Origin of the sequence: Kitasatospora sp. NPDC059462, assembly GCF_042749955.1 — a bacterium.
In the GTDB taxonomy this organism is placed as follows: domain Bacteria; phylum Actinomycetota; class Actinomycetes; order Streptomycetales; family Streptomycetaceae; genus Kitasatospora.
In genome coordinates this window covers 20,484-46,155 of record NZ_JBHYUU010000049.1, presented here as the reverse complement: position 1 = coordinate 46,155, position 25,672 = coordinate 20,484, and the positions used below count along the sequence as shown (strand labels likewise).

The following is a 25,672-nucleotide window of genomic DNA, read 5'->3' as shown; positions in this document are numbered from 1 at the left end:
TTCGGCTCCCGTCCCGCACTTCGGCTCGGTTACCGGACTTCGGCTCCGGTCCCGGCCTTCGGCTCCGGTCCCGGCCTTCGGCTCCGGTCCCGGCCTTCGGCCGGGGGTGTCTCCACGTGGCGGTGTTGTCGGTCGTTGACGGCCTTGGTCCGGCGCCGGGGAGGTGTCCCCGCCGCCGGATGGGCCTCGCCTCGCAGCCTTCGTTTGGGGGCGCGTGGTGGTGGTGTCGGCTGCCAATGACCTTGGCCCGATGGCGCGTGGGTGTCCCCGCTGCCGATCGGCTTTGGTCCGTGGCCTTCGGCTGGGTGGACTGGCTGTTGATGCCGCAGGAGATCGGGAGCTTCCTTGGCGGTGGCCCGCGCCGGAGCTTTCGGCCGGGGGCGGCCCCATGTGGCGTTGGTGTGGTTGGTGGGTTGTGGTTCGGCGGCGGGGAGGTGTCCCCGCCGCCGGGTGGTTTCCGCCTCGTTGGCCCTGATGCCGCAGGACTCCCGGGGCACCCCCACACCGCGTTGTCGTCGGCCGCCCCGCCCCCGCCCCTGCCCGGCGGCGGGGGTGCGGAGGCCGACCCTAGGATCGTGTCATGTCGCTGCCGCACGCCATCCTCACCGCCCTGCTGGAGAAGCCGTCCTCCGGGCTGGAGCTGACCCGGCGGTTCGACAGGTCGATCGGCTTCTTCTGGTCCGCGACCCACCAGCAGATCTACCGCGAGCTCGGCCGGCTGGAGGCCGCCGGGCTGATCCGGGCGCTGTCGCAGGCCGGGCCGGTGCGGGGGCAGAAGAAGGAGTACGAGGTGCTGCCCGCCGGCCGGGCCGAGCTGGAGCGGTGGACGGGCGCCGCCGACGAGCCCCGGCCGATCCGTGACCCGTTGCTGCTGCGGCTGCGCGCCGCCGCCGTGGTCGGCACGGCCGGCCTGGACGTCGAGCTGCGCCGGCACCTCGCCCTGCACCGGGAGCAGTTGGCGCACTACGAGGAGATCGAGCGGCGCGACTTCCGGGCCGCCGAGGACCGCAACGGCGACCCGTTGCAGCACGCCGTGCTGCGGGCCGGGATCGGCCTGGAGACCTTCTGGGTGAACTGGCTCCAGGAGACCCTGGACGCCCTGCCCCCGGCCCGGCCGAACCCTTCCTGAGCTGCGGCGATTCCCGCCGGACGGGCGATGCGCGACGGCCGGTGGGACACTGGACGCCTGTCCCTGCCCGTTCCGTCGACCGGGGGGCCCGTATGTCTCTCCCGAGGCCGCTCCTCGCCCTCACCGCGATGGCCGCCGCCACCGTTCTCACCTTCGGCACCGCGACGCTCGCCACCGGTACGCCCACGCCGCCCGCTCCCGCGCCCGCTCCCGCCGCCGCGCCCGACACGGCCCCCGGACTGCCCACCGACGCCCAGCTCAGGGCTGCCCTGCTCACCGCCGCCGAGCTCGGCCCCGACTTCACCGAAGTCCCGCTCGACACGGAGAGCCCCGCACCCGCACCCTCACCCTCACCCGAAGCCGAATCGGGCACCGGCGCTTCCCCCGTGGCCGGCTGCGACGCGCTGCGCGCCCTGCTGAACCGCACCGGCGCCCACGCGCCGTCCCAGAACCCGCACCAGGAGGCCGAGTTCGACGGCCCCGACGGCAACCCGATGATCACCGAGGCGCTCACCGCCGAGGAACCCGAGCGCCTGACGGCCGACTTCGCCACCGCCACGGCCGCGTTTGCCGACTGCCACAGCCTCACCTTCACCGACGACGTCGGCGAGACCGTGACCTTCACCGTCACCCCCCTCGCCCTCGGCGACCGCGAGGGCGCCCCGGCCGTCCGCCTCGACGGCACCCTCGCGGGTGTCCGGCTGAACGGCTACCTCGGCCTCGAACGCCTCGGGGACGTCGCGCTCGCCTACGGCTTCTTCCAGCGCGACTCGGACGCCTCGCAGCTCGCCTCGCTCTACTACCGGGCCGCCGTCGCCAAGGCCGAGCGCACCCTCGGCCGGCAGGCCGGCTCCACCGCCGCCCCGGGTGCGGCCGTCTGAACGGCGGCCGCACCCGGAACCGACCGCCCGGACCGCCCGCTCCGCCCGGTCCGCCCCGCCCGCCGGACTAGCGCATCACCCACGCCTGGTAGGAGCTGTTGTCGCACGTCCACATGATGACGTCGCGCCGGCTGCCGTCCCCCGAGAGCCAGTCCTGAAGGCACAGCCCGCTCGCCTTGTTCTTCAGCGCCACGGCGTTGACGCCCGCCGGGACGAGCTCCCAGCGCTGGTTGCCGGCGCCGGAGCACTGGCGCTGGATGATGGTGCTGTAGGTGTTCGGCGTGGTCGGTTCGAGACAGAGGAACGAGCTCTGCACCCGGATCTCGGTCCCGCCGACGGCCGAGTCGTCCGACCAGAACCGCTGGTTCGAGGCGTTCTTGCAGCTGAACTCCTGGAGCAGCGCGCCCTCGGCGGTGGAGCCGCCGCGGATGTCGAGGCACTTGCCCTGGACGGCGTTCGCGTAGCCGTGCAACACCGGCGCGGCCTGCGCGGGGGAGGCCAGCATGGCCGCGGCGGCGAGCACGCTGCCCGCGACGACACCGGAGCGGACGACGGACTGACGGGTGAATCGCATGACGGACGCACTCCTCACCTGGGACGGGGCGCCGCACTGGGGCGCCCTCGGCCGCCAGTCTCACGAACGGACGCGGTTCGTCCCAAGACCATTCGAGCTGCATCGAATTCGGGCCGCGCAATGTCCGCGCCGTGCCACGAACCGGTCAGAGCCGGGCAACGCGCCCGACGCGCCCGAACGGTCCGCTTACGGTGGGCTCACGGCCGCCCGGGGCCGCAGGGATCGGTGGGGGCGCGTCCGGGACGTCGCCGCACCCCGCCGGGAGGCCGACGGAAGGGCCCGGATTGCTGCGTATCCACTTCACCCACGACGACCTGACCAGGGTCCGGATCGCGCGGGCACCGGACCCGCTCACCGAGACGGTCCTGAGCCTGTCCCTGGTACAGGCCCGCGATGTGGGGGGAGTGGCCCTGGAAGGCTGGCGCAGCAGGACCCGCAAGCGGCTGCGCCCCGAACTGGGCGCGCTGTTCGAGCTGGCGACGCCCGCCGGGGCGACGGAGGCCCCGGAGGCGTTCCTGCACGCCGCCACCGACAGCCTGCCGGACAGCCTGGACCACACCTGGTCGCTGCCGCGCCGGCGCTGGGCGGCGGACCTGACCGTCCTGGAGTACCTGCGGCCGAGGACGCCCCGCTGGGTGCGCGAACTGCACGGCGGTTCCCGCGAGTGGCGCGGCGTGGTGGACCGCAGGATCCGCCAGTACCACGCGTTCGCGGTCGCGCCCTACTGGTCGCAGCTGCTGGCCGCCGCGCACACCGAGCGGACCGCCCGGGCGCTGGCGACGGCCGACACGGGGCTGGACGGCCTGCTGGGCTCGCTGCATCCGGACATCCGCTGGACGGCGCCGGTGCTGTCGGTGCCCTGCCCGCTGGAGGCGGACATCCACCTGCGGGGGACCGGCATGCTGCTCGTGCCCACCTTCTTCTGGCCCGAGCCGATGGCGATGACCGACAACCGCGGGCCGGAACACCCGCTGGTGCTGCACTACCCGCTGGCCCGTGACCTCACCACCTACCGGACGGTCTGGGCGGCGGCCGCCGCCGAGGAGCAGGACGGCGCGCTCGTCGCGCTGCTCGGCACCACCCGCGCCCGGACCCTGCGGGCGGCGGCCGACCCGGCGGGCACCGCCGAACTCGCCCGCCGCACCGGCACCTCCGCCGCCACCGCCAGCCACCACACCACCGTCCTGCGCGCCGCCGGCCTGCTGACCACCGAACGCACCGGCCCCGGCGTGCGCCACGCCCTCACCCCGCTCGGCCGGGCCCTCCTCGACGACCGCCCGCAGGGCCCGGCCCGGCCCGCCACCCCGGACCGGCCGGCGGGTCCCGACCGCCCCGCCACCCCGGACCGCCCGTGCTAGCGTGCCGGGACCGGGGGGAGGGGGAACCATGAGCGACGCGAGCCCGCACGCCCCCGCCCCGGACGGACCCGCCCCGCACGCCCCCGCCCCTGACGGACCCGCCCCGCACGCCCCCGTCCACCGGCCGGGCGACCCGACACCCGTGACCGACCCCCCGCACGGCCCGGTACGCGGCTGCCTGCGCGCGATCGGCGAGTTCGTGCTCGAACTCGTGGGCGAGGCGGTGCTCGGCACGCTGCTCGCGCTGCTGACCACCGCCTCCCTGGCCGCCGTCGTCGCGCTCACGGTCCTGGCCTTCGGTCAGAACCCCGTGCTCACCTGCGCCGTGGGCGCCGTCGCCGTCCTGCTGATCGTCCTCGGCGTGCGGCAGCTGCGCCGCCCGAAGGAACGGCGCGGCCGCCTCGGCCGGATCCTCGCCGCCGTGACCGCCGGTCTCGGCGTCTGGCTGCTGCTCTGCGTGGTCTACGCCTCGTGGGGCGCGGTCCTCGCCGCGGCTTCCTTCTGAGCGATCCGCCGCTCCAGGTGGGCCCGCGTCCGCGGCCACTCCTCGGCGGTGACCGAGAACATCGCCGAGTCGCGCAGCCGTCCGGTCTCACCGGGGGCCCACGACGGCGACCAGTTGCGCAGCACGCCCTCGAAGGTGGCGCCGACCGCGGCCAGGGCGGCGCGCGAACGGGCGTTGCGGGCGTCGGTCTTGAGGTCGACCCGGGCCACCCGCCACTGCTCGAAGGCGTGCCGGAAGAGCAGGTACTTCGCCTCGGTGTTCACTCCGGTGCCCTGGGCGGAGGCGGCGAGCCAGGTCCAGCCGATCTCGATCGCGCACAGGCCCTCGCCGGACGGCCACGTCCGCGGCTCCCAGTACGCGGTGGCGCCGACGGCCCGTCCGGTGGCGCGGTCCACTTGGGCGTAGGGGGCGAGCCGCCCGGCCTCGACGCGCGCGGCGTGCTCGTCGAGGTAGCGGGGGAGGTCCTCGGCGCGCGGGACGGCGGTGAAGCCGTAGGAGCCGCGCTCCTCCTCGGCGGCGGCCGCGAGGTCGGCGAGGTGCCGGCGGTCGAGGGGCTCCAGGCGGACCAGGCGGCCCTCCAGCGGCGGGGCGTCGAACGGGAAGGGAATCGGCACACTCCGACGGTGAGGCGGGAAACGCGCGGACATCCGTGCCGGTCACCCGCCCAACCCTGCTGATCCACAGAGGCGTTGGTCAAGCCGGTTTCCGCCCCACTGAGTCAGCGCAGCAGGTGCAGCCCCGGCCCGCTCGTGCCCGGCCGCTCCAGACCCTCCCGCAGCCGCATGTCCCGCCCGTAGTCGCCGCCGTCCAGCCGCCGGAACGGCACCGGCTCCTCGGTGAACAGCCCGTCCAGCCGCCGTCCGTAGGCCTCCGCGACGGCCTCGAACTCCTCCTCCGGCAGGCCCACCGTCCCGTACGCGGCGAAGGGTTCGAGCGCCGCCATGCCGGTGAACCAGAGCACGCCGTGCTGCAGCGGGAACAGCACGTCCGCGAGCGGCCCGTGCGCGCCCCGGTCGGAGAACGCCGACTCGCGCGCGCCGACGCTCACCGCCAGGAGCCCGCGCCTGCCGCCGAGCGCGCCCTCGCTGTACGGCGGCGGGACGTCGGGGCCGTGCGCGAACCCGAAGGTGAGCACCCGGTCGATCCAGCCCTTCAGCACCGCCGGCACCGAGAACCACCACAGCGGGAACTGGAACACCACCGCGTCCGCCCGGCGCAGCTTCTCCTGCTCGGCCGCGATCTCCGCCGCGAGCCGCCCGGCGCGGGTCGCCTCGCCCTGGGCGGCGAGCACCTCCAGCCGGGCGCCGGCCGGGTGCCCGGGGAAGTCGTCGGCGCCGAGACCGGCCTGCCACTTCATCGCGTACAGGTCGGACACCTCCACCTGGTGCCCGGCGGCGCGCAGCCGCTCCACGGCGAAGTCCGCCAACGCGGCGGTGAGGGAGCGCGGTTCGGGGTGGGCGGTGACGACCAGGACGCGGCGGGGCCGGTCGGCGGGCGGCTGCTGGGGTGCGTGGCTGTTCATGACGCCCACCCTCGCCCGCCCCGCGCCGCGCGGCCAGATCCCTGTGCTTCCGGTGGACTCCCGCTCCTGGTACTGCGAGGGCCACCCATACTGGAGGGCATGGACACCGCCACCACCGCCCCCGCCGGTCAGGCGGACCCCGCCGGTCGAGCCGCCCCCGCCGGTCGAGCCGTCCCCGCCGACCGGGCCGCCCGCTCCGTCGACCCCCGGCGCGCCCTCGGCGAGTTCCTGCGGGCCCGCCGCGGCCGGGTCGCCCCCGAGCGGGTCGGGCTGGCGGGCGGTGGCCGGCGGCGGGTGCGCGGGCTGCGCCGCGAGGAACTCGCGCAGCTGGCGGGCATCAGCGTCGACTACTACGTCCGCCTGGAGCAGGGCCGTTCCACCCAGCCGTCGCAGGAGGTGCTGGCGGCGCTGGCCCGCACGCTCGGCCTGGACGAGGCGGAGCGCCGCCACCTGGACACCCTGGCCTGCGGCCGCCGGGTGCCGCCGCCGACGCCCCGGGTGGGCCCGGTGCTGCGCCGGATGCTGGACGCGCTGGGCGCGGACCTGCCCGCCTTCGTCACCGACCACCGCCTCGACGTGGTGGCCTGGAACGCCCTGGGCGCCGAACTCCTCGGCGGCGCGGGGGATCCGGCGCGCCGTGACCGCAACCAGGCCCGTTTCCTCTTCCGGGACGCCGCCGCCCGCACCGTCCACCCGGACTGGCCGGCCCGCGCCGCCGAGGCGGTCGGCCAGCTAAGGGTGGCCTCCGGCACCTGGCCGGACGACGCGGAGCTGACCGCGCTGATCGCCGAACTGTCGGCGGCCAGCGTGGAGTTCCGCCGGATCTGGGAGTCCGGCGAGGTGGTGATGTGCGCGGCGGGCCGCAAGCGCCTGCACCATCCGCTGACCGGCGCCCTCACCCTGGACTTCGAGGCCCTGCACGTCCCCGCCGGCCCCGGCGAGACGGGGCTCGTCCTGCACGTCTTCTCCCCGGGCGGGGACACCGCCGCGGCCGCCGCTCTCACCCGCCTCGCCGGGGCCGTGACGGCGCGCTGAGCCCGCGCGCCCCCCTTCACCACCTCGCGCGCCCCCTAACCGCCCCTCCTGTGCGGCGCGTGCGCCCCGTGGGGCAGGATCGGTCCGGTCGGGTCGAAGGCCGGACGAGTCGAAGGTCGGTCGGGTGCGGAGGAGGCACGGGGTGCGGCGGCGCAGGTGGGGCGTGGTGGTGGCGGTGGCCGCGGCCGTGGCGGCGGTGGTCGGCTGCGGCGGTCCGCAGCCCAAGCAGGACGAGCTGATCGCCGTCCGGGTGGAGGCCGGCAAGCTGGTCGTCCGCACCGGCGTGTGCCACGACGAGCGCCTGCACGCCGTCCGGGTCACCGTCTTCCCCGGCGCGGAGAAGCTGGAGGTCCGCCCGCACGAGGGCCGCTCCGTCGTGGACACCGTCGACCTCGGCGCCCTGCCGCCCGGCTGGATGACCTACGGCCGGCTCCCGGCCCGGCTCGGCGCCGACCGGCGCTACACCGTCGAGGTGGTCCGCAACCGCGCCCTCACCGTGACCGTCCCCGGGGACGTGCTGCTCGCCCTCCCGGCCGGCACCTGGGCGGCCGGCGGCTGGGACTGGGACTACAAGCTGCTCACCGCCAAGGAGTTCGACAAGCGCCGCAAGGCCTCCTGCCAGGACGGCTCCTGAGCCGCCGGTCCCCTTCCTGACCTGCGAGGATGGACGCCGGTCCGCCACCGTGGCGGCCGGCCCGGCGTCGAGATGTGGGGAGCGGTGAGGGTGGCGGAGCAAGGACCGCAGGGCGGCGGAGGCCCGGTCGCGTGGATGGACGAGCACCAGGTGGCGGTCTACCTCGCCGCGATGGCACTCGGCGGGCTGCTGGGGTGGCTGGCCCCGGGCGCCGGCCCCGGCCTGGAGCACGCCATCAACCCCGTACTGGGCGCCCTGCTGTTCGTCACCTTCCTCCAGGTGCCCGCCGCCGAACTGCTGCGCTCGCTGCGCGACACCCGCTTCCTGACCGCCGCGCTGACGGTGAACTTCGCCGTCGTCCCGCTGGTGGTGGCCGCCCTGTTCGCCTTCCTGCCGGACGACCGGGCGGTGCGCATCGGGGTGTTGCTGGTGCTGCTCTGCCCGTGCGTGGACTACGTCATCGTCTTCTCCGGCCTGGCCGGCGGCTCCAACCGCCGCCTGCTCGCCGCCACTCCGCTGCTGCTGGTGGCGCAGATGCTGCTGCTCCCGGTGTTCCTCTACCTGTTCATGGGCCCGGAGCTGGCGGACATCGTCGAGGTCGGGCCGTTCCTGCGGGCCTTCCTCACCCTGATCGTGGTCCCGCTCGCCCTCGCCTGGCTGCTCCAGGCCTGGGCGGCGCGGCGTCCGGCCGGGCAGCGGGTCGCCGACGCCGCGACCACCACGATGGTGCCGCTGATGGCCGCGACCCTGCTGACGGTGGTCGCCTCCCAGGTCCCGAAGCTGGGCGACAGTCTGGGCGACGTCGCCGGGGTGATCCCGTTCTACGTGCTGTTTCTGGTGGTGATGGCGTTCGCGGGGAAGGCCGTCGCCCGGCTCTTCCGGCTCGGCACCGGCGCCTCCCGGGCGATCGTCTTCACCGGCGCGACCCGCAACTCCCTGGTCGTCCTGCCGCTCGCCCTCGCCCTGCCGGACGCGTTCGCCGTCGCGGCCGCCGTCGTCGTCACCCAGACCCTGGTGGAGGTGCTCGGCATGGTCGCCTACGTCCGCCTGGTGCCCCGGCTGGTCCCGGCGCGCGCGGGAGCCGTGCCGCGCTAGAGCCCGTCCGGAGGAGAACGGTCCTCCACGCTCCACCGATCGGCCGCGCACACACCTCCGTGCGCGGCCGATCGGGGTTCCACTGGACCCATGCCCAAGGACAACCCGCGACACCGCCTGCCGGTGCGGCTGCTCGGCCCGGTGGCCGTCGGCTGCCTCCTGCTCCAGCTCCTGGCGACCGCCTCCCCGGCGGAGGCCTTCGTCACGGCCAACCACACCAAGATCACGTTGGACGCCGTGACGTTCGAGAAGGCCACGAGCGAGCTGGCCGCCCGCGCGGTCAACGTCAGCGACAAGAAGCCCTGGGGGGACGACTCCAGAGAGCACTGCGACAACGCCGACTACCTGACCGACGAGGACAACGGCGGGAAGCCGTACCCGCGCAGCCGCCTGCGCGCCTTCCGTGACCTGCAGAACTGCGCGCAGTACGCGTACACCGGCTTCATCCGGGCCGTCTCCGCCGCCGACGGCCTCGTGGACGCGGCGGGAGCGCCGGTGAAGGCCCAGGTGGAAGTCAAGGACTGCAAGCTCGACGAGGGGCCGGATCTCAAGAAGTGCGAGGTCCTCGACGGCCTGGGGCGCTCCTGGCACGCGATCGAGGACTTCTACGCGCACAGCAACTACGCCGACAAGCACGACTTGACCCAGAAGGTCAGCCACCTGAACGCCCCCGGCCTCGCGCAGTCCGCACCGGCGCCGATCTTCGACATGGCCGTCTACCGGCAGGACTGGTCCGAGCTCAACGTCCTCGCCAAGTTCTCCGAGCGACTGGACCCCCGCCTCATCACCGGGTGCTACCACAACGACGAGGACGCCCAGGGGGATCGCAACAACGACTGCGAACACGGCTCCCCGCGGGTGACCCACCAGGACGGCGATCCGGACGCCCAGTACCGGGGCAACGGCGTCGGACTGGCCAAGGACCACAGCGGCTTCCAGCGGGCGAAGCTGCCGTTCTCGGAGGGCAAGAACAACCTGACCCAGGTGATGGAGCAGGCGACCGTGGAGATCAAGCACCAGTGGCAGCTGTTCCACGACGCCCTGGTCAGCCAGTACGGCCAGGCCCGGGCCGACGGCATGGTCAAGGCGATCACCACCGACCACCCGGCCGCCGGGTAGGGGGAGGCGAGGACGGGAGCCGGCGCGACCGGCACCGCCGAGTCGCACCGACTCCCGTCCGCTCACCCGGCTACGGGTCAGCAGGTGTACCAGTCGGTCCACATGCCGTTGCCGCCGATGGTGTTGCACCAGTAGTTGGAGTCGCTGCCGTACACCTTCACCACGGGCGTGCTGAGGGTGCTGTACCAGCGCCAGACGCCGGCCTGGACGCCGCTGGCGCTGCCGAGGACGGACCAGTTGGACCAGGATCCGTTCGCGCTGAACTGGTAGGTGTGCCAGACCTGCTGGTCGCTGCCGATCATCACCCACTCGCGGCGGCCGTCCGGCCAGTCGATGTCGCGGGGCTCGGTGTTGCACAGGATGGGCGCGACCGGGGCTCCGTCGTCGAACATGACCACGCAGCCGCCGGCGGTGGTGGCGACCGTGCTGCTGGTGGCCGTCGTGGTGGCCTCGGGGCCGCTCTGGGCCGGTGCCGCCTGGGCGGTGGCGACGGGGCCCAGGGTGGCCGCGAGGGTCAGGGCCATGGTGGCGAGAATGCCGGGCTTCTTCATGTTCCCCCCAGGGGAAGACGTGACGCGTGTCCAACCGGGCTGCTGCCGCGGTCAGTTGGCAGCAACCATACTGTTCGTATGAGATCTAAATCTAGAGCGTGGACGAACGAAATCCGGGCCGGCTCGATCCCGATCGCGCGGCGCCGCTCCCGTCGAGGGCCGCCAGCAGGTTGGCCACCAGGGGGCTGCGGTCCTCCCGTCGCCAGGCGGCGGCGACCCGGGTGCGGGCGGTGCGCGGCTCGACGGGACGGAAGGCGACCTCCCGCAGCCGCAGCCGCCGGATGCTCGCCGGGGCGAGCGACACCCCGAGCCCCGCGCCGACGAGCGCGCACACCGTCGGCCACTCCACCGCGTGCTGCGCGATCCTCGGGGCGAAGCCGGCCGCTCCGCACAGCCCGGTGATCCGGTCGTAGAGCCGGGGGCCGACCGGGCGCGGCAGCAGCACGAACGGCGAGTCCGCCAACTGGGCGACCTCGACCGACCGTTGGGCGGCGAGCGGATGGTCCGCCGGGAGCACGGCGACGAACGGCTCGGTGAGCACCGTCCGGAAGTCGAGCGGCCCCGCTTCGGCGTCCTCCGGGGGTTCGCGCAGCAGCCCGACGTCTATGGACCGCTCCTGGAGGGCGGCGAGCTGCGGGGCGGTGGTCATCTCGCGGAGGTCCAGGTCCACCCCCGGGTAGCGGGCGCGGAAGGTGCCGAGCAGCGGTGGCAGGACGGTCAGCGCAAGGGAGGCCGAGAACCCGATCCGCAGCCGCCCGGCCCGCCCGTCGCCCACCGCCCGGGCGGCGGCCAGCCCGTCGGCGAGGTCGGCGAGCGCGCGCCGCGCCGCGGGCAGCAGCTCGTGCCCGGCCGGGGTGAGCGCGACGCGCCCCGGCGCGCGGACGAACAGCGGGTGCCCGACCTTCGCCTCCAGACGGGCGATCTGCTGGCTCAGCGGGGGCTGCGCGATGCCGAGCCGGGCGGCGGCGTGCCCGAAGTGCAGTTCATCGGCGAGCACGGCGAAAGCGTGCAACTGGGGGAGCGGGAGTTCGGGGCGGTCCATATTCCTAGGGATATCAGGCGATGGTTTTCCGGGTATTGGACGTATCGCCGCAGCGCGCTTAGCGTTCGCCGCATGACGGAGCGACGTGCCATTCTCAGCGGTTCCACCTTCGAGGAGCAGATCGGCTATGCGAGGGCGGTGGTCGTCGGCGATGCGGTGCACGTGTCCGGGACCACCGGATTCGACTACCGGACGATGACGATCGCCGAGGGCGCGGTCGAGCAGGCCGAGCAGTGCCTGCGCAACATCGGCGCGGCCCTGGCCGAGGCCGGCTGCACCTTCGCCGACGTGGTACGGGTGCGCTACCTGCTGCCGGAGCGGGAGGACTTCGAGCCCTGCTGGCCCGTGCTGCGCCGGTACTTCGGGGAGGTGCGGCCCGCCGCCACCATGATGGTCTGCGGACTCGCCGACCCCCGGATGCGCATCGAGATCGAGGTCGACGCCCGGCGACCGGCGGCGGGGGAGGAGTAGGAAGTCGGCGGGGCCGACTTCCTGTGCGGCGGTCAGGGGTTGGGGGACACGGCCGCCGTGGCGGCCGGGGGCGTGGGGTGGTGCAGGTTGTGGTGGTACTTGAGCACGGGGTAGATCCAGGCGACCAGTGCGAGGAGCAGGGTGAGGGGGAGGACGGTGTAGGCCGCGGCGGCGGCCGGGCTGTGGCGGGTGTGCGGGGTCCGGTCAGGCGGCGACATCGTCGGTGGGGGTGGGGGAGGGGTCGGACGCGGGCTTGAACTCGGCCATGGAGAGGTCGAGTTCGGCCCAGACGGTTTTGGCGCTGGGGTCCCGGGGCAGGGTGCCCCAGCGGTCGGCGAGCGCGTCGACCAGGGTGAGTCCGCGGCCCGACTGGGAGTCCATCGGGCAGGCCGCCGACGGGAGGACGGGCCGGCGGTCGCCCCGGCAGTCCGAGACCTCGATCCGGAGCACGGTGGTGCGCGCCCGGCGCGCGGTGGTGAGCGAGAGGCGCAGCTCGAACCCGCGCCCCGGCATGCGCCCGTGCGTGGAGGCGTTCGCGGCCAGCTCCGCGACGATGATCAGGGCATGGTGAAAAGCCTCCGGCCAAAGGGAGTTGAGCTCCCAGGCGGTGAGTTGCTGCCGGGCGATCCGACGGCCGATCGCGGCGCCCTTGGGGGTGGCAGTGAGGAGCGCGGTGTGGGCGCGCGGCTCGGGGTCGTCGAGGGGAATTTCGGACTTCATGGGGAAAAGCCTGCCCCCCCGGGCTTAGGCTGACGACGCATCCGGTGGGCACGGTGAGTGCCTGTGTGTGTGCGGAAAGTGTCACGTGACGGCGGTCGGCCGTGACCGGAAAATGGGGAGGTCGGAATGACCGAAGTTAAGGGGACCGGCGGAGACAGCGGCGACGTGGCGCGCCCGCAGCTCGACGAGGACCTGTCCGAGGTGTCGGACTTCCTGCGAGCGGTCGGCAAGCAGATCAAGCTGCTGCGCGAGCGGGCGGGCCTGACGCAGAAGGAGTTCGCCAAGGAGGTCGGCTACACCGAGAGCCTGATCGGTGCGGTGGAGCAGGGGAAGCGGACGCCGCAGCGGGAGCTGCTGGAGGCGGCGGAAAGGGTGCTGGACGCCGGCGGGCTGCTGCTCGTCATCGCCGACGACATCGAGCGGGCGAAGGCCAAGGCGCGTGTGCGGCACCCCGAGTGGTTCCGCGGGTACGCGGGGCTGGAGGCGGTGGCCCACGAGCTTCACTGTGTCAGCCTGTACGGAATCCCCGGACTCCTGCAGACCGAGGACCACGCGCGTGCTGTCTTCTCCATGCGCCAGCCGATCCTCCCCGAGGAGGTAATCGAGACGCGCGTCGCGGCCCGCATGGCGCGGCAGGAGATCCTGACGAAGTGGCCTCGCGCCGTGTTCAGCTGGGTGATCGACGAGAGCGTGCTTCGTCGGCCGTTGGGAGGCTGGGACGTTCACGAGGCGCAGCTGCGTCACCTGCTGAAGGTCGGGAGCACCCGCGGCATGGTGATTCAGGTGCTCGCCATGGACCGTACGGAGCACGCCGGAGTGGATGGCCCGTTCATCCTGATCACCCCGAAGAACCGCCCGCAGATGGCCTACATCGAGGTGCAGACAAGCAGTAGGCTGATCACGGATCAGGAGGAGGTTCGTGTCATGAATGCGCGGTACGGCACCCTCCGGGCCCAGGCGTGCACTCCGCAGGAGTCCCTGTCGTTGATCGAGAAGATTCTGGGAGAGCGATGAGCAGCGATCTGGTGTGGTTCAAGAGCAGCTACAGCGGTGCCGAGGGCGGCGAGTGCATCGAGGTCGCTGAGGCGACGTCGGCCGTGCTCGTCCGTGACTCCAAGGACAAGTCCGGTCCCCACCTCACCTTCTCGACGGAGGCCTGGCAGTCCTTCGTCGAGTTCGCGCAGTCGGTCTGACGACCAGTCTCCCCGCTCGGCGCATCGCGGCCGTCCACCCCTCAGTGGACGGCCGCTTTCTGTGTGGGTCCCGTCCCCCTCCTGTGCGGGTTGTGCCCCATGGCCTCGTGGACGGGCGCTCCGTATCCTGAACGCGCGCTACAACAGCCTCACTTCAGGGAGAGCCATGAGCAGCGAACTGGTGTGGTTCAAGAGCAGCCACAGCGGTAACGAGGGCGGCGCCTGCGTCGAGATCGCCTGGTTCAAGAGCAGCCACAGCGGCCCCGACGGCGGCGAGTGCATCGAGGTCGGCTGGCACAAGAGCAGCCACAGCAGCAACGAAGGCGGCGAGTGCATCGAGGTCGCCGAGACGACCTCCGCCGTCCTCGTCCGTGACTCCAAGGACAAGTCCGGCCCCCACCTCACCTTCACCCCGACCGCCTGGCAGTCCTTCCTCGACTTCGCCCGGTCGGTCTGACTCCCGCATGTCCCAACCAGCGCCTAGGGGTTGGCGTCGGTGCGACGCCAACCCCCAGGAGCCGATCAGATGTCGATCCAGAAGGCTTCCATCCAGCGGGCCTCACCGATGCTGCCGATCCACTGGTCGTACGACCACTGGTCCGTGCCCTTCCAGCCGACGTTCTGCACGTGGGCGGCGGCCTTCATGGGCGCGTTGCTGCTCCACAGGCGAATGGCCTCGATCACGTTACCGTTGGGGTTGGAGAGCTCGACCTGGTAGCTCGAAGGCACGTGGATCGGAGCGGTGGTGCCCTCGTTCCTGAAGTGCAGCTGAGTGTTGAAGTCCAGGCCGCCGCCCACGGTGAAGACGACGCGGTCGATCGGGTCGTTGTGGCCCTCGGATCCGGTGAAGCCCGGACCGTCGCTGCACACCGTGTTGGTCCATCCGGCGCCCCGCGCGTGCGCCTGGAAGCACACGTAGTACGACCTCGCCGTTCCGGACTCGACCGCCTCCGCGCGCGCCGCGTCCACCGCCCGGGACAGTTCCGGAGTCAGCTTCTCGATCTTGACCTCGGTGTTCGAGGCGGGAGCGGACGGGCCGGCCGCCTGCGCCACCGGAACCATGCCGAGGAGCGTGAGGGCGGTGAGCGCCGAAACGGCGGTCAGTGCGCGGAATCGCATGATCACTTCTCCGTTCGTGTGCCGATCAAGTGCTTTGCACGCGCAATGAAATATTAGACAGCGGGTCGTTGCGATACGAAAATCGGACACCGTTTCGGCCATGGCCCGCAGGCTGGGGGGTATCCTCCGTGTGCATCTGAAGGTGAGGAAGCTGTTGAGTGAAGTCCCTTCGCCCCGGAATGGAACGGCGGGTGATGTTTCGCGGTGAGATGTGGAGTTGCCCGGCTCAAGGGCGGCAGCTCCAGGGGGTTGGGACTCCGCGATCACCCGGTACGGTCGCTGGGTGATCCCCGGCCGGCGCCACCGGCGCCCGTGGCGCTCACGCAGTCGACCCGACGGCCACCTGCTGTGCGAGGGCCGCCCTTACCCCGTGGGAGCTGCGCTGTGGAATCGACCGGTGACGCTCCGTACGCTGGGTGTGCACTTCAGTGGCCCTGCTTCACAGGGAGGGCCAGGAGCGGCGATCCGGTGTGCTTCACGACACCGACTCCCGCCGGAGGGCCGGAACCGGGCCTTCGGCGTCCGGGCACCACACGGGGAGAGCGACCTTCCCGCAGGCACGACGAGCACGGAGGGCACCGAGATGGGCAAGCACGGAGGCGGCACCGGCCCCGGTGACGGCGGCAAGCAGCAGGACGACAGCAACAAGGGCTCCGGGCACGGCGGTGGCGGCTCGGACGAGGGCGGCAACACCTCGGACGGCCAGAACCCGGCGGGCGGCAAGTGACCGGCGGGACGCACCAGGAGGCGGGCCCCCGGGGGCTCGCCTCCGCGCTGGTGTCCAGCGGCGCCCTGACGCCGGATTGGCTCCCGTCGTTCGAGGCCGTGCCCCGCGAACTGTTCGTCCCGGACCGGATCTGGCCGGGCATCGCGAACGGCACCAGGCAGCACCCCGCCGTCCACCGCTCGGAGGACCCGGAGGCGTGGTGGCGCGCGGTCCACTCGGACATCCCGCTGACCACCCAGTGGGACGACGGCCGCCACCACGGCGACGGCCTCGGCGCGACCCCCACCTCCTCCAACTCCATGCCGACCATGGTGGCTTCGATGCTCCGGGACCTGGACGTCCGGCCGGGCGTCCGGGTGCTGGAGATCGGCACGGGCACGGGGTGGAACGCGGCCCTCCTGGCCCACCGCCTGGGCGACGCCGACGTGGTGTCCGTCGAGTACGACGCGGACGTCGCCCGCGGTGCCCGGAGGAACCTGGAACGCGCCGGACTGTCGCCCAGGGTGGTCGAGGGCGACGGCCGGGAGGGGTGGGCCGAGGGGGGACCGTACGACCGCATCATCGCCACCTGCTCCGTGCTGTCGATCCCCCCGGCGTGGCTGGCGCAGGCGGCCCCGGGCGCGGTGATCGTGGCGCCGTTCGGCACGGAGTACGGCGGCGAGCAGATCGTCCGGCTCACCGTGAGCGACGACGGGACCCGGGCGGTCGGCCGCTTCACGGGCGGCTCCGCCTTCATGCGGCTGCGCCAGCAGCGCACGCAGCGGCCCCCGTTCGCCGACTACCTGCACGGGGTCCCGTGGCCGGCGGACGGCGTGCGGAGCACGACCACGCTCTCCCCGCGGGACACCGGCGAGTGGTTCCAGCAGTTCGTCATCGGCCTCGCCGTCCCCGGAGCCTTCTGGCGTGCCGAGCGCTACGACGACGACGCCTACACCCTGTGGCTCTACAGCAGGGACAAGCGGTCCTGGGCCTCCGCCGACTACGAGCGCGGCCGCACCGAGTACGAGGTGTACCAGTCCGGCCCCCGCCGCCTCTGGACCGAAGTCGAGTCCGCCCACCACTGGTGGACCACCCACGGCCGCCCCACCCACCCCCGCCTCGGCCTCACCGCCACCCCCGAAGGCCACACCCCCTGGCTCGACACCCCGAACCACCCGATCCCACGGCAGCCCTGAAGAGACCCGCAACCGAGCTTCGCGACGAGCCGCCCGGGTCGCGGCCTTCTGGCATCTTGGGAGAATTTTCGAGAATCAGCACCCATTCAGGGGACGGCCCCACGGCATCCTGAACCGGGCAGACCGACAGCGAGGGGAGCAGCTGTGAGCCGACGACTGCGGTACATCGGAAGCAACTCGGGGAACAACGGGTGTCCGACGCTCTACGAGGACGTCGAGACCGGAGAGGTGCTGGTGCAGGGCGAAGTCGTCACGGATCCCGACGAGGTGGCACAGCTCCGCAACGTCAAACCCGGCGAAGGGTTCGTGGTCGTTCCCCGCGTGCTGCTCGCCGACTTCGCTCCGCGAGACGTGGAGCGGGAGCCGGTGCTGATCGGCTTCGACGAGTTCGACGGCATGTTCGAGAGCTTCGAGCACACGGCCTTCCGGCTGGAGACCCGGCGCAGGTACCGGTCCGACGAACTCACCGAGACCTACCGCCGGTTCACCGCCGGGCAGCCGGCCGGTTGGGACCTGGAGGACCCGTGGTGCCGTTCGCGCCGCGAGCAGGTGGCCCTCGGCAAGCGGTTCGAGCGGGTACGGATCATGGACAGCCCGCCCACCCCGGGGCAGCGGTACCTGCTCGACAACGCCGAACGGAACGGCGCCGTCGGCGAGGACATCCGGTACCTCTGGCGCGCCGACGCCGATCGCCTCGGCCTCCCGGCCGAGGACACCTGGCTCTTCGACTCGCGTGTCATCGCCCTTCTGCACTTCGACCCCGACGACGACCTGACCGGTGTGGAGCTGATCACCGACCCGATCAAGGTCGCTCGCGCCTGCCAGGTCCGCGATGCCGCCCGGCACTTCGCCGTGCCGCACCGGGCCTTCGCCGCTGAGGTACCGTCCGGCGTGTGAGCACCGACTTCCAACAAGCGCGCACCGCCCTCGGTCTGCGGCTCCGCGAGCTGCGCACCGAGGGCGGACTCACGGGCCGGGAACTGGCCGAGCACCTGGGCTGGACCCAGTCCAAGGTCAGCAAACTGGAGACCGGCCGGCAGACCGCCACCCAGGACGACCTCAAGGCATGGGCAGCGGGTGTCGGTCAGCCCGCCGTGGCGTCCGAACTGGCGGCCAGGCTGCGGGCGTTCGAGTCGCAGTCCCGGTCATGGAGACGGCAGCTCGCGGCCGGCCACCGGCCGGTGCAGGACACGCTGACGATCGAGTACCAGCGGTCGACGGTCCTGCGAGCCTGGGAAGGCTCCCTCGTCGTCGGCATGCTCCAGACTGCCGACTACGCCCGGCACGTGTTCAACGCGGCCGCCGACCTCCACCGGTCACCGCGTGATGTCGAGGAAGCGGTGCGGTCCCGTGTCCGACGACAGGAGGAGCTCTACCGGCCGGACAAGGAGTTCCGCATCCTCCAGTGGGAGGCCGCGCTGCGTGCCAGGGTCTGCCCACCCGTCGTCATGGCCGCCCAGCTCGACCGACTCAGTGGCGTAATCGGCCTGGACACCGTCACGCTGGGGATCGTGCCGTTCGAGGCGCAGCTCGCCCTGCCGCCCGCCAACGGGTTCTGGATCTACGATGACCGGCTTGTGATCGTCGAGGACTGGCACGCGGAACTGTGGCTGGACGAGGCGGACAACATCGCCCTGTACACACGTGTGTGGGACGCGATGGCCGAAGCGGCCGTCTTTGGCCTGGATGCCCACAGGGTTTTGACGCGATGCCGCAGGGCGCTCGGAGCTGTTTGAGGAATCCTTGCCAATTCCATCCGTAAGCCCTGGAATATTCGAGAATCACGGGCCCGTCACCGCTTCCCGCACGCCTAACGTGCTGGTCGAGAGATTCGACCAGCAGGGGAGTTGATTCCACGTGACGTCGATCAGCACGGAACGGATCACGGGCAGGTCCCTCATCGAACCAGCCCTGTTCGATCGGATGGTCATCCGAATCGCCCGGGCGGAGGAGATGGAGACCGGGCTCGCCGAGCGCATCATGGACCAGGCCCTCGCCTTCCTCGGAGCGTGCGCGGTCAACCCCGGCGCCGGGCTCGCCCCGTCGAGCCTGGTGGACATCGGATGGCACACGTTCATTCTCCACACCACCGAATACGCCGATTTCTGTCACGCGCTGTCCGGGCGGTTCCTCCACCACGTGCCGACCGACGGCGCGGACGAATCCACCAAGGGCATCGGCATCGCCCCCACAGCGGCCGTCATCGAGGCGAGCGGGTTCGCCGTGGACGCCGATCTGTGGAGCATGTCGGCCGAGTGCTCCGAAGGCAGTGGAGGGGACGGTAGCGACACCAGCGGCAGTGGCAAGTGCTCCCAGTGCCACCGCGGTTGCCACAGCAGCTAGCAACGGAATCAGCTCACCCGCCCGGCCCCGCCATCCGGGGCCGGGCGGGACCGACCCCGAGGAAACCCCTGATGGCCGACATCTGGACGCAACTGCCGGACGCCTTGCGCGTCGGTATCGAAGCCCGGACGGGCGCGGTGACCGCTGCCGTTGCCCCGACGGCGGGAACGGTGTCCGACTTCGCCGCCACGCTGGAGACGCCCGGCGGACCGGTGTTCTGCAAGGCCGTGCGCGAGGACAACCCGAAGGCGTGGATGCACCGTCTGGAGTCCGTCGTGAATGCCGTACTCCCGGCGGACATCGCGCCCCGCATGCTCTGGAAGACCGAAGCCGGCGGGTGGCTGGCTCTGGGATTCGAGCACGTTCCGGGCAGGCACGCGGATCTCTCCCCGGGGTCCGCTGATCTGCCCCTGGTCGCGCGGACGCTGGAGACGCTCGCTACAGTACTCACCCCCGCGCCGCCCCTGCGCGCCTTCAGCTTGGCCGACCGGTGGTCGGGTCAGGACCTCTGGCAGACGCTCGGCGCCCGGCACCGGGACCGGCTCGACCCGTGGACCGTGACACGGCTGGACACGTTGGCCCTGGCCGAGGGGGAAGCGCCCGATCTGATCGACGGCAGGACCCTGGTCCACACCGATCTGACCGGCCCGAACCTCCTGGTGGACGGACCGGCCGTGCGCGTCGTCGACTGGGCGTTTCCCGCCCCGGGTGCCGCGTGGGCCGACACGGCCTACCTGGTCGTCCGGCTGATCGAGGCCGGACACACTCCCGAGCACGCGGAGCGCTGGGCCGACAGCGTGTCCCCGTGGCGCGCCGCGCCCGAGCGCTCCGTTACGGCCTTCGGCGCGATCCTCACCGGTCTGTGGACCCTCCGCGCCGCCGAGACCCCCGGCCGCCACTGGGACACGCTCAGCACCCACGGCCTCGCCTGGCTCCGCCACCGGCTCGGCTAGCCATTGTCATCCTACGAACCGGCGAGTCAGCCGACCCGACTTCGCCTCCGCCGGCGAGGAGTTCTACATCCTGGATGTCACCGACAAGCCGAACCCGCTGGCCGGTGCGCCGGACTTCTGGATGTTCGACGAATCGTCCACCGTCTCGATGGCGTACGCCGACGGCGGAGTGTTCACCGGGGCCGAGGAGGAACCCGGCCCCGAGAAGTGGATCGCCCTCAGGGACACGGCTCTGAGCCATGCCGAGCCGTTCGAGCCCTGGTGGGAGCGGCACGGCGCCGCGTGAGAACCGACTCGGCAGCACGCTGCGGTACTCGCGGCAAGGGTGCTGGCAGCGCAGGGGGCGGGATGAACCCGTCTCCTGCGTGGCTATCAGGTCATGTTCCCTTCAGCAGATCTGAGGAAGCGTGAGTCCGTTTGTGGATGTCATGGCAGGATCGTGAGCCGGACACACACGTCTCGCGTACCTTCCCTGCCGTGCTGCGTCGTGACGGGCCGGTAGGGCCCGCCGCGACGCGGCGCCCTGTCCGGAGGACACACCCCAGCCATGTCCCTTTTCGTCTCCACCGCGATACCGTCCCGCCGCGGTCGGCGCGGCCTGCCGGTCCTGCTCACCGGGGCGGTGACCACGTTCGGCCTGCTGGCCTTCGCTGGTGCCGCCCACGCCGCCACCAGCGTCCGCATCGCCGGCCCCGCCGGGCCGGTCCCGGTGAACACGGCCTACACCGTCACCGTCGACCTGCCCAACGACAACCCCGACACCAGGTCGAGGGCCCCGATGGTCAACATCGCCCTGTCCGGCGCCGCGGCCACCGTGACCTCCGCGACGACCTCGGACGAGATGTGGACCTGCGACTTCGCGGCCGGTTCGTCCGGAAGCTGCTGGCACCTGGCGACGTTCACCACCCCCGTGTCGATCACCCTCACCGTCGTTCCCACCGCCGGCGGGACCGTGACCACCCGGGCCGACGCCGTCAACCTCTCCCAGCAGCCGGTCGGCAACGCCGCCGTCGACACGCTCGTCAGCGCGCCGACGCCTACGCCGACGGCCACGCCCACGCCGACGCAGACCGTGACGCCCACGCCCACCGCGACCGTGACGCCCACGCCGACCGCCACGGCGACCGCGACGCCCACGGCGACGGTGACCCCGACCGCCACGGCGTCCCCGACCGCCACGGCGTCCCCGACCGCCACGGCGTCCCCGACCGCCACGGCGTCCCCGACCGCCACGGCGACGGCCTCCACCAGCCCGAGCTCCAGCGGCAGCCCGACGGCCCGCCCGTCCGGCACGGCGACGGCCACCGCTGCCGCGAGCGGCACCGCCACCGCCACCGCCACCGCCTCGACGTCCGCGACCGCCGCCGCCCCGAGCCCCAGCGGCAGCCCGACCCTCGCCCCTGTCGCCCGGACCGGCGGCGGGAGCCTCGCCGACACCGGTACCCAGACCGTCGCGCTGACCACCGGCGCCGCCCTCCTCACGGCGGGCGGCGCCGCGGCCGTGTTCGTCGCCCGCCGCCGCCGCACCGCCGCCTCCGGGCGTCACAGCTGATCCGCTGACCCCGGCCCACGCGTAGGCCCCCCTCTCCCGGGAGAGGGGGGCCTACGACTCGTCCGGCATCAGGGGTGGACGAGCTTGAACCTGACGAACTCCTCGTCGACCGTGAAGATCTCCTCCTCGGCGGCCAGCCACCGCTTCCGGCCCGTCAGCCGCCGGCGCCCCGTGGCATCCGGAGGTGGGCTCAGCCTCCCGATGCCACCGGGCCCGCCGGGCCCGCCGCGTCCGCCGCGCCTTCCGCAGCCGTGACGTCCGGCGTCACGGCACGGGGACGCCCGGGAGGGGTGCGCATGTCGTGGCACGCCGATGGGGCGCACGGGAGCCAGCCGTTGCTCCAGCTCCCGTTCTGGTAGCGGGACCTGTACCAGAACCCGCCGTCCATCGCCTGCACGACGACGTCCACCTCTCCGGGGCGCTCCAGGACCTGGATGTCGCCGGTGGCGACGCCGCCGAGCGAGACCCGGCCGCCGAAGTCCCCGTTCGGCTTGTTCCAGGTGGTCCACACATCGTGGTTCGGCCCGATGTAGAAGTACTGCTGAGTGCCGTCGTCGAAGGTGTAGAAGGGGGTCATGTCCCCTTCGTTGCCACCGCAGAGCATCCGGTCGCCCTGGCGGAAGGGATCCTCGATCGTGACCGCCGGCTTCAGGCACCGGTCCACCCTGACGTAGTCCACCCAGGCCGCGTTGGCGGTCCCCGCCGTCGCGGCGAGCGTGCCCACCAGCGTGGCCGCGACCACGGCGGCCCTGCTGAGCCTCTTGCTTCCCACAGTTGATCTCCGGTTCGTAGAAGGGGGCCGCCGGCCGACCGGCCGGCGGAGGGGCACGTCCGGGGCGCGTCCGGCTACCGGAACCAGCCGCTCCAGCTGCCGTTCGCCGAACGGTTGTTGAACCAGTGCCGGGAATCGGTGCCGATCACCTCCAGCTGGACGAAGGCGCCGTTGTGGGCGTTGACCCGGACGTCGCTCGTGGCGCGGCCGCCGAGCGAGACCAGCGGGCTGCGGGTCTCGTCCGGGTTGGTCCAGTAGGTCCACACCGCGTGGTCCGTGCCGATGAAGAAGGTCTGCACCGTCCCGTCGTCGAAGGTGTAGATCGGCATCTCCCGGCCGAACCCGCCTCCGCAGAGGTACAGGCCGTTCAGGCCGGCCAGCTTCTCGACCGAGACCGTCGGCTTGTCGCAGTACCAGAGCCTGATCGTCTCCAGCGAGGCCGCGCCGGCGGTGCCCGCCGTCCCGGCGACCGTCCCCGCCACCGTCGCGGCGACCACCGCCACCGCCCCGGCCGCCCGCCCGAGCTTCCTCGTCCTCACCACTGACCTCCCGATGACCCGTCCGCCGACATGGTGAGGGCCCGGCCCCCGGGGGGCGGCGGACGACGGTCTCCGCCGTCGGCCGGCTCCGGGCCCTCAGCGCGAGCCTGGCACCGGAGTTGACGGCCCGTCACCGGCGACCGACGGGTAACGGCCGTCCGGCCGGGCCCGCCTGCCCCCGAGGTCCACCCACCTCTGCCCGCATCCATGACAACCGGCGGGCCGGCTCAAACCGTCACCGGCTCGCCGGCCCCGCGCCCCACCGGGGGCCGCGGGCGGTGACGTGCCCCGTCGACCTCGATCGGCCCGGCCCGCCGTGCCCGGCGTCGGTGGTCGTCACGCGCCCGCCCCGGCCGGAACGGCCTCGGCGGCACACGGAAGGCACCGCCGGCTCCGCGGGGGGCGTCCTCGTCCAGGGGGGAGCGTGTGCGCCTCCGGACGACCGGCGGGGTGAGGTTCGGTTCGCGAAGAGGCGTCTCCGCAGTGCCGGCCTCGGCCTTCCGTCGAAGGGTCCGGTCACGGCAGGCGGAGCGGAATGTGGACCGGCGCCGGCAGCCCGGGGCGGCGCCGGCGTTGCTGAGCGGCCGAGAAGCAGGACGCCCCGCAGGGGCGCCGGGCCCGGGGGCGCGCACCGTCCTGCGCGACGCTGCCGGCATGCTGCCGACCGCCGTCCAGACCCCGGCCGCCGTCTCGCGCGGAGACGGCGGTGCAGGATCCGGTCCGGCGTCAGCATGATGGAGGCCCTCGCCTGCGCCGGCTGCGGCCAGGTCGCGGAGCGGGACCGATCAGTGGACGGTCAGGTCATCCACGATCCGCGATGCGCGTCGCGGCGCTCGGCGGCGGTCGCATGCCGAGCCACTGCTCGGCGTCCCAGGCCTCGAAGCGTTCCACCTCGGTGAACCCCAACTTCGCCGCGAGCCGCATCGAGCCGGTGTTGGCGCTCTGGGTGGTGAGCACGACCGGCTCGCCGGGCAGGGTGGCGGTGAGCCAGTCGAGCGCCGCCGCGCACGCCTCGGTGGCGTAGCCGAGTCCCCAGGCTCGGGGCAGGAAGAGGTAGCCGAGGTCGAGCTTCCCCGCGGCGGCCGGGCGTCGGTGGCCGGTCGCCCGCCGGAGCAGGACGTGTCCGATCATCGCCCCGTCGAGTTCGACGACGAAGCTGCCGGGCCACTGCTCGGGCACCTCGGGCAGTTCGCGCTCCAGCACCTCGCGCTGCCGGGGCCCGCCGACGTAGGCGTTCACCTCCGGCGAGGCGGACAGCTCGACGAACGCCGCACGGTCCCGGGCCTCGGGCGCGCGGAGCACGAGCCTCCCGGTCATGATCGGCGCGGGCGGCCAGGCGATGGCTCCAAGATCATCCATTCGTCCACCCTAGCGGGTGCACGAACGGCCGGCCGGAGCGCGCTGCCCGCCTCCGGGAACCGGATCGGACGGCGGCCCGGCTCAGCCCTCCGCGCGCTCCGCCCGGTCGGCGGCGGCCGACTGGTGGGCGAGGTCGAGGCCGAGGCGGGTCGGGTGGTGGTGGACGGTCCGGCCGTTGCGGACGGTGGCGAGGAGGCCGGCGTCGCGCAGGACGGAGGCGTGCCGTGACGCGGCGGCGGGGGAGACGCCGAGGGTGGCGGCGAGCCGGTTGGTGGTGAGGGCCGGGGTCCTGACCGCGGCGACCAGGGCCGCCGCCCTGGTCGCGCCGAGCAGGGACTCCAGGGCCCGGGGCGGCACGTGGAGTTCGGGGTCCGGGGCGAGCGGGGCGGTGGTCGCCGGAAAGCTGATGATCACCTCGTCCTCCAGCGGGTTGAAGGAGATCCCGGTGGCGAGGGCGGAGGGCTGGAGGATCAAGGGCCGTCCTTCGAGGGAGTCCAGGGAGTCGACGCGGGTGTTCAGACGCAGGTGGCGGCCGTCCCAGTCGACCGACGGGTGGACCGCGCGCAGCAGGCCGGGCGGTCCGCCGAGGGCGGCGTGGGTGAGCGTCCTGGCGGCCGCGGCGGAGACCCGGGAGGCGATGCGCCGGCGGTAGGGGTCGAGCGCGGTGGTCCGCAGGCCGGCGAGGATCCGGTCCAGGGCGGCGCCCGCCCGGGGGTCGCCCTCGACGAGGCCGCGGGTGAAGGGCGTCAGGGCGCCGGAGCGGGCCAGGTCCACCAGGTGGGCCACGGCGGGCGGGGACCCGGGGTCGACCGGGGCCGGGGCGGGGCGGGCGGCCTCGTCGAAGAAGGCCGGCAGGTAGAGGTCCGTGTAGAGGTCGAACAGCCGGTTGTGCTGCGGGTTCCAGGCCCGGGCGACGTCCCGGCGCCACGCCGTCAGGTGCCGGGCGGCCGACCGCATGGCCAAGTGGCTCCCGCTCAGGGCGAGTTCGTAGCCGAAGTCGGGTTCGTCGGCGACCCGCATCCGGTCGAGGTCGTCGGTCGTCAGGCGGAGCTCTATCAACAGCGCATCCCTGGGCGGGCCCTGGCGGTGCTGGGCGCGGATCGTTTGCGTCCTCGTGCAAAAGCGTAGTCGCCGGGGCGCCGGGAGAGGAGGGTTGGTCATGCCTCGCACCGCCGCGGCACGGGGCACGGCGGCGCGGGGCGAGCGCGGGGCGTGGGGGCCGCCCAACGCCCGCCGGCCCCCCGGGGGGGGGGGGGGGGGCCCCCGCGGGGGGGGGCGCCCCGGCGGGGGGGGGCGCGCGGACC

General features: G+C 73.1%; 32 protein-coding genes. 20 read left to right on the top strand and 12 right to left on the bottom strand.

Features of this window, described 5'->3' with window-relative positions; all coding sequences use genetic code 11:
* Positions 1 to 580 precede the first annotated feature (580 nt).
* Both ACFXAM_RS15670 and ACFXAM_RS15665 read left to right on the top strand, forming a co-directional pair.
* Positions 581 to 1,129 (top strand): PadR family transcriptional regulator, encoded by a 549-nt coding sequence (locus ACFXAM_RS15670; RefSeq protein ID WP_380291397.1) that lies wholly within the window; start codon positions 581 to 583, stop codon positions 1,127 to 1,129.
* A gap of 92 nt (positions 1,130 to 1,221) precedes the next feature.
* A complete protein-coding gene (locus tag ACFXAM_RS15665) occupies positions 1,222 to 2,010 on the top strand; it encodes a hypothetical protein (RefSeq protein WP_380291395.1) in 789 nt (262 codons plus the stop codon).
* Between the two features lie 67 nt (positions 2,011 to 2,077).
* On the opposite strand, the gene ACFXAM_RS15660 is transcribed toward ACFXAM_RS15665, so the two are convergent.
* Positions 2,078 to 2,584 (bottom strand): RICIN domain-containing protein, encoded by a 507-nt coding sequence (locus tag ACFXAM_RS15660; protein WP_380291393.1) that lies wholly within the window; start codon positions 2,582 to 2,584, stop codon positions 2,078 to 2,080.
* A 284-nt stretch (positions 2,585 to 2,868) separates the two neighbouring features.
* On the opposite strand from ACFXAM_RS15660, the gene ACFXAM_RS15655 reads away from it, so the two are divergent.
* On the top strand, positions 2,869 to 3,942 hold the full coding sequence (locus ACFXAM_RS15655; RefSeq protein ID WP_380291391.1) for an ArsR/SmtB family transcription factor: 1,074 nt from the start codon (positions 2,869 to 2,871) through the stop codon (positions 3,940 to 3,942).
* 28 nt (positions 3,943 to 3,970) lie between these two features.
* Entirely contained in the window at positions 3,971 to 4,447 is a 477-nt protein-coding gene (locus tag ACFXAM_RS15650; RefSeq protein ID WP_380291389.1) for a hypothetical protein, read from the top strand.
* Here the strand turns inward: ACFXAM_RS15650 and ACFXAM_RS15645 are convergent.
* Both ACFXAM_RS15645 and ACFXAM_RS15640 read right to left on the bottom strand, forming a co-directional pair.
* The gene (locus ACFXAM_RS15645; protein WP_380291403.1) at positions 4,405 to 5,055 is read right to left on the bottom strand and encodes a GNAT family N-acetyltransferase; all 651 of its coding nucleotides are present in this window, start codon (positions 5,053 to 5,055) and stop codon (positions 4,405 to 4,407) included. The two genes, ACFXAM_RS15650 and ACFXAM_RS15645, sit on opposite strands and share 43 nt — an antisense overlap.
* Positions 5,056 to 5,165: 110 nt before the next feature.
* Positions 5,166 to 5,969, bottom strand: coding sequence for an NAD(P)H-dependent oxidoreductase (locus ACFXAM_RS15640; protein ID WP_380291387.1), 804 nt, complete (start codon positions 5,967 to 5,969; stop codon positions 5,166 to 5,168).
* A gap of 99 nt (positions 5,970 to 6,068) precedes the next feature.
* Here ACFXAM_RS15640 and ACFXAM_RS15635 point away from each other — a divergent pair, with 99 nt between their 5' ends.
* From ACFXAM_RS15635 to ACFXAM_RS15620, 4 genes are all read left to right on the top strand, one after another.
* Positions 6,069 to 7,004, top strand: coding sequence for a helix-turn-helix domain-containing protein (locus ACFXAM_RS15635; RefSeq protein ID WP_380291385.1), 936 nt, complete (start codon positions 6,069 to 6,071; stop codon positions 7,002 to 7,004).
* A 142-nt stretch (positions 7,005 to 7,146) separates the two neighbouring features.
* Entirely contained in the window at positions 7,147 to 7,638 is a 492-nt protein-coding gene (locus tag ACFXAM_RS15630; protein ID WP_380291383.1) for a hypothetical protein, read from the top strand.
* A 135-nt stretch (positions 7,639 to 7,773) separates the two neighbouring features.
* Complete coding sequence (locus tag ACFXAM_RS15625) at positions 7,774 to 8,733, top strand: arsenic resistance protein (RefSeq protein WP_380291401.1); 960 nt, start codon at positions 7,774 to 7,776, stop codon at positions 8,731 to 8,733.
* 90 nt (positions 8,734 to 8,823) lie between these two features.
* Positions 8,824 to 9,852, top strand: coding sequence for a hypothetical protein (locus ACFXAM_RS15620; RefSeq protein WP_380291381.1), 1,029 nt, complete (start codon positions 8,824 to 8,826; stop codon positions 9,850 to 9,852).
* Between the two features lie 77 nt (positions 9,853 to 9,929).
* Here ACFXAM_RS15620 and ACFXAM_RS15615 read toward each other — a convergent pair whose 3' ends face one another.
* Both ACFXAM_RS15615 and ACFXAM_RS15610 read right to left on the bottom strand, forming a co-directional pair.
* Positions 9,930 to 10,403 (bottom strand): hypothetical protein, encoded by a 474-nt coding sequence (locus ACFXAM_RS15615; RefSeq protein WP_380291379.1) that lies wholly within the window; start codon positions 10,401 to 10,403, stop codon positions 9,930 to 9,932.
* A 91-nt stretch (positions 10,404 to 10,494) separates the two neighbouring features.
* The gene (locus ACFXAM_RS15610) at positions 10,495 to 11,445 is read right to left on the bottom strand and encodes a LysR family transcriptional regulator (protein WP_380291377.1); all 951 of its coding nucleotides are present in this window, start codon (positions 11,443 to 11,445) and stop codon (positions 10,495 to 10,497) included.
* 72 nt (positions 11,446 to 11,517) lie between these two features.
* Between ACFXAM_RS15610 and ACFXAM_RS15605 the strand changes: the two genes are divergently transcribed.
* Positions 11,518 to 11,916, top strand: coding sequence for a RidA family protein (locus ACFXAM_RS15605; protein ID WP_380291375.1), 399 nt, complete (start codon positions 11,518 to 11,520; stop codon positions 11,914 to 11,916).
* A 32-nt stretch (positions 11,917 to 11,948) separates the two neighbouring features.
* Here ACFXAM_RS15605 and ACFXAM_RS15600 read toward each other — a convergent pair whose 3' ends face one another.
* Together ACFXAM_RS15600 and ACFXAM_RS15595 are read right to left on the bottom strand one after the other, a co-directional pair.
* Complete coding sequence (locus tag ACFXAM_RS15600) at positions 11,949 to 12,134, bottom strand: hypothetical protein (RefSeq protein WP_380291373.1); 186 nt, start codon at positions 12,132 to 12,134, stop codon at positions 11,949 to 11,951.
* Positions 12,121 to 12,636 (bottom strand): ATP-binding protein, encoded by a 516-nt coding sequence (locus ACFXAM_RS15595; protein WP_380291371.1) that lies wholly within the window; start codon positions 12,634 to 12,636, stop codon positions 12,121 to 12,123. The genes ACFXAM_RS15600 and ACFXAM_RS15595 overlap by 14 nt, the downstream gene beginning before the upstream one ends.
* A gap of 126 nt (positions 12,637 to 12,762) precedes the next feature.
* Between ACFXAM_RS15595 and ACFXAM_RS15590 the strand changes: the two genes are divergently transcribed.
* From ACFXAM_RS15590 to ACFXAM_RS15580, 3 genes are all read left to right on the top strand, one after another.
* On the top strand, positions 12,763 to 13,650 hold the full coding sequence (locus ACFXAM_RS15590) for a Scr1 family TA system antitoxin-like transcriptional regulator (protein ID WP_380291369.1): 888 nt from the start codon (positions 12,763 to 12,765) through the stop codon (positions 13,648 to 13,650).
* Entirely contained in the window at positions 13,647 to 13,829 is a 183-nt protein-coding gene (locus ACFXAM_RS15585) for a DUF397 domain-containing protein (RefSeq protein WP_380291367.1), read from the top strand. The genes ACFXAM_RS15590 and ACFXAM_RS15585 overlap by 4 nt, the downstream gene beginning before the upstream one ends.
* A 166-nt stretch (positions 13,830 to 13,995) precedes the next feature.
* Entirely contained in the window at positions 13,996 to 14,286 is a 291-nt protein-coding gene (locus tag ACFXAM_RS15580) for a DUF397 domain-containing protein (protein WP_380291365.1), read from the top strand.
* A gap of 65 nt (positions 14,287 to 14,351) precedes the next feature.
* On the opposite strand, the gene ACFXAM_RS15575 is transcribed toward ACFXAM_RS15580, so the two are convergent.
* Positions 14,352 to 14,948: a hypothetical protein gene (locus ACFXAM_RS15575; protein WP_380291363.1), complete on the bottom strand. Its 597-nt coding sequence runs from the start codon at positions 14,946 to 14,948 to the stop codon at positions 14,352 to 14,354.
* A 583-nt stretch (positions 14,949 to 15,531) separates the two neighbouring features.
* On the opposite strand from ACFXAM_RS15575, the gene ACFXAM_RS15570 reads away from it, so the two are divergent.
* The 8 genes from ACFXAM_RS15570 to ACFXAM_RS15535 all read left to right on the top strand — a co-directional run bounded on the left by ACFXAM_RS15570 (position 15,532) and on the right by ACFXAM_RS15535 (position 21,698).
* A complete protein-coding gene (locus ACFXAM_RS15570; protein WP_380291361.1) occupies positions 15,532 to 15,675 on the top strand; it encodes a hypothetical protein in 144 nt (47 codons plus the stop codon).
* The gene (locus ACFXAM_RS15565) at positions 15,672 to 16,850 is read left to right on the top strand and encodes a methyltransferase domain-containing protein (protein WP_380291359.1); all 1,179 of its coding nucleotides are present in this window, start codon (positions 15,672 to 15,674) and stop codon (positions 16,848 to 16,850) included. Before ACFXAM_RS15570 ends, ACFXAM_RS15565 begins: the two co-directional genes overlap by 4 nt.
* A 144-nt stretch (positions 16,851 to 16,994) precedes the next feature.
* A complete protein-coding gene (locus ACFXAM_RS15560; protein WP_380291357.1) occupies positions 16,995 to 17,747 on the top strand; it encodes a DUF6879 family protein in 753 nt (250 codons plus the stop codon).
* A complete protein-coding gene (locus ACFXAM_RS15555; RefSeq protein WP_380291355.1) occupies positions 17,744 to 18,586 on the top strand; it encodes a helix-turn-helix domain-containing protein in 843 nt (280 codons plus the stop codon). The genes ACFXAM_RS15560 and ACFXAM_RS15555 overlap by 4 nt, the downstream gene beginning before the upstream one ends.
* 121 nt (positions 18,587 to 18,707) lie before the next feature.
* Entirely contained in the window at positions 18,708 to 19,193 is a 486-nt protein-coding gene (locus ACFXAM_RS15550) for a glycine-rich domain-containing protein (RefSeq protein ID WP_380291353.1), read from the top strand.
* A gap of 71 nt (positions 19,194 to 19,264) precedes the next feature.
* Positions 19,265 to 20,146 carry a phosphotransferase gene (locus tag ACFXAM_RS15545; protein ID WP_380291352.1) on the top strand — a complete coding sequence of 294 codons (882 nt, stop codon included), beginning with the start codon at positions 19,265 to 19,267 and terminating at the stop codon, positions 20,144 to 20,146.
* A gap of 67 nt (positions 20,147 to 20,213) precedes the next feature.
* Positions 20,214 to 20,432 carry a DUF6879 family protein gene (locus ACFXAM_RS15540; RefSeq protein WP_380291399.1) on the top strand — a complete coding sequence of 73 codons (219 nt, stop codon included), beginning with the start codon at positions 20,214 to 20,216 and terminating at the stop codon, positions 20,430 to 20,432.
* A 261-nt stretch (positions 20,433 to 20,693) separates the two neighbouring features.
* The gene (locus tag ACFXAM_RS15535; protein ID WP_380291350.1) at positions 20,694 to 21,698 is read left to right on the top strand and encodes a hypothetical protein; all 1,005 of its coding nucleotides are present in this window, start codon (positions 20,694 to 20,696) and stop codon (positions 21,696 to 21,698) included.
* 190 nt (positions 21,699 to 21,888) lie between these two features.
* Here the strand turns inward: ACFXAM_RS15535 and ACFXAM_RS15530 are convergent, their stop codons facing one another.
* The 4 genes from ACFXAM_RS15530 to ACFXAM_RS15515 form a co-directional block, all read right to left on the bottom strand.
* Positions 21,889 to 22,470: a hypothetical protein gene (locus tag ACFXAM_RS15530; RefSeq protein ID WP_380291348.1), complete on the bottom strand. Its 582-nt coding sequence runs from the start codon at positions 22,468 to 22,470 to the stop codon at positions 21,889 to 21,891.
* A 74-nt stretch (positions 22,471 to 22,544) separates the two neighbouring features.
* Positions 22,545 to 23,009, bottom strand: coding sequence for a hypothetical protein (locus tag ACFXAM_RS15525; protein WP_380291346.1), 465 nt, complete (start codon positions 23,007 to 23,009; stop codon positions 22,545 to 22,547).
* A gap of 801 nt (positions 23,010 to 23,810) precedes the next feature.
* A complete protein-coding gene (locus tag ACFXAM_RS15520) occupies positions 23,811 to 24,368 on the bottom strand; it encodes a GNAT family N-acetyltransferase (RefSeq protein WP_380291344.1) in 558 nt (185 codons plus the stop codon).
* A gap of 81 nt (positions 24,369 to 24,449) precedes the next feature.
* Positions 24,450 to 25,427, bottom strand: coding sequence for a winged helix-turn-helix domain-containing protein (locus tag ACFXAM_RS15515; protein ID WP_380291342.1), 978 nt, complete (start codon positions 25,425 to 25,427; stop codon positions 24,450 to 24,452).
* Between the last annotated feature and the right edge of the window lie 245 nt (positions 25,428 to 25,672).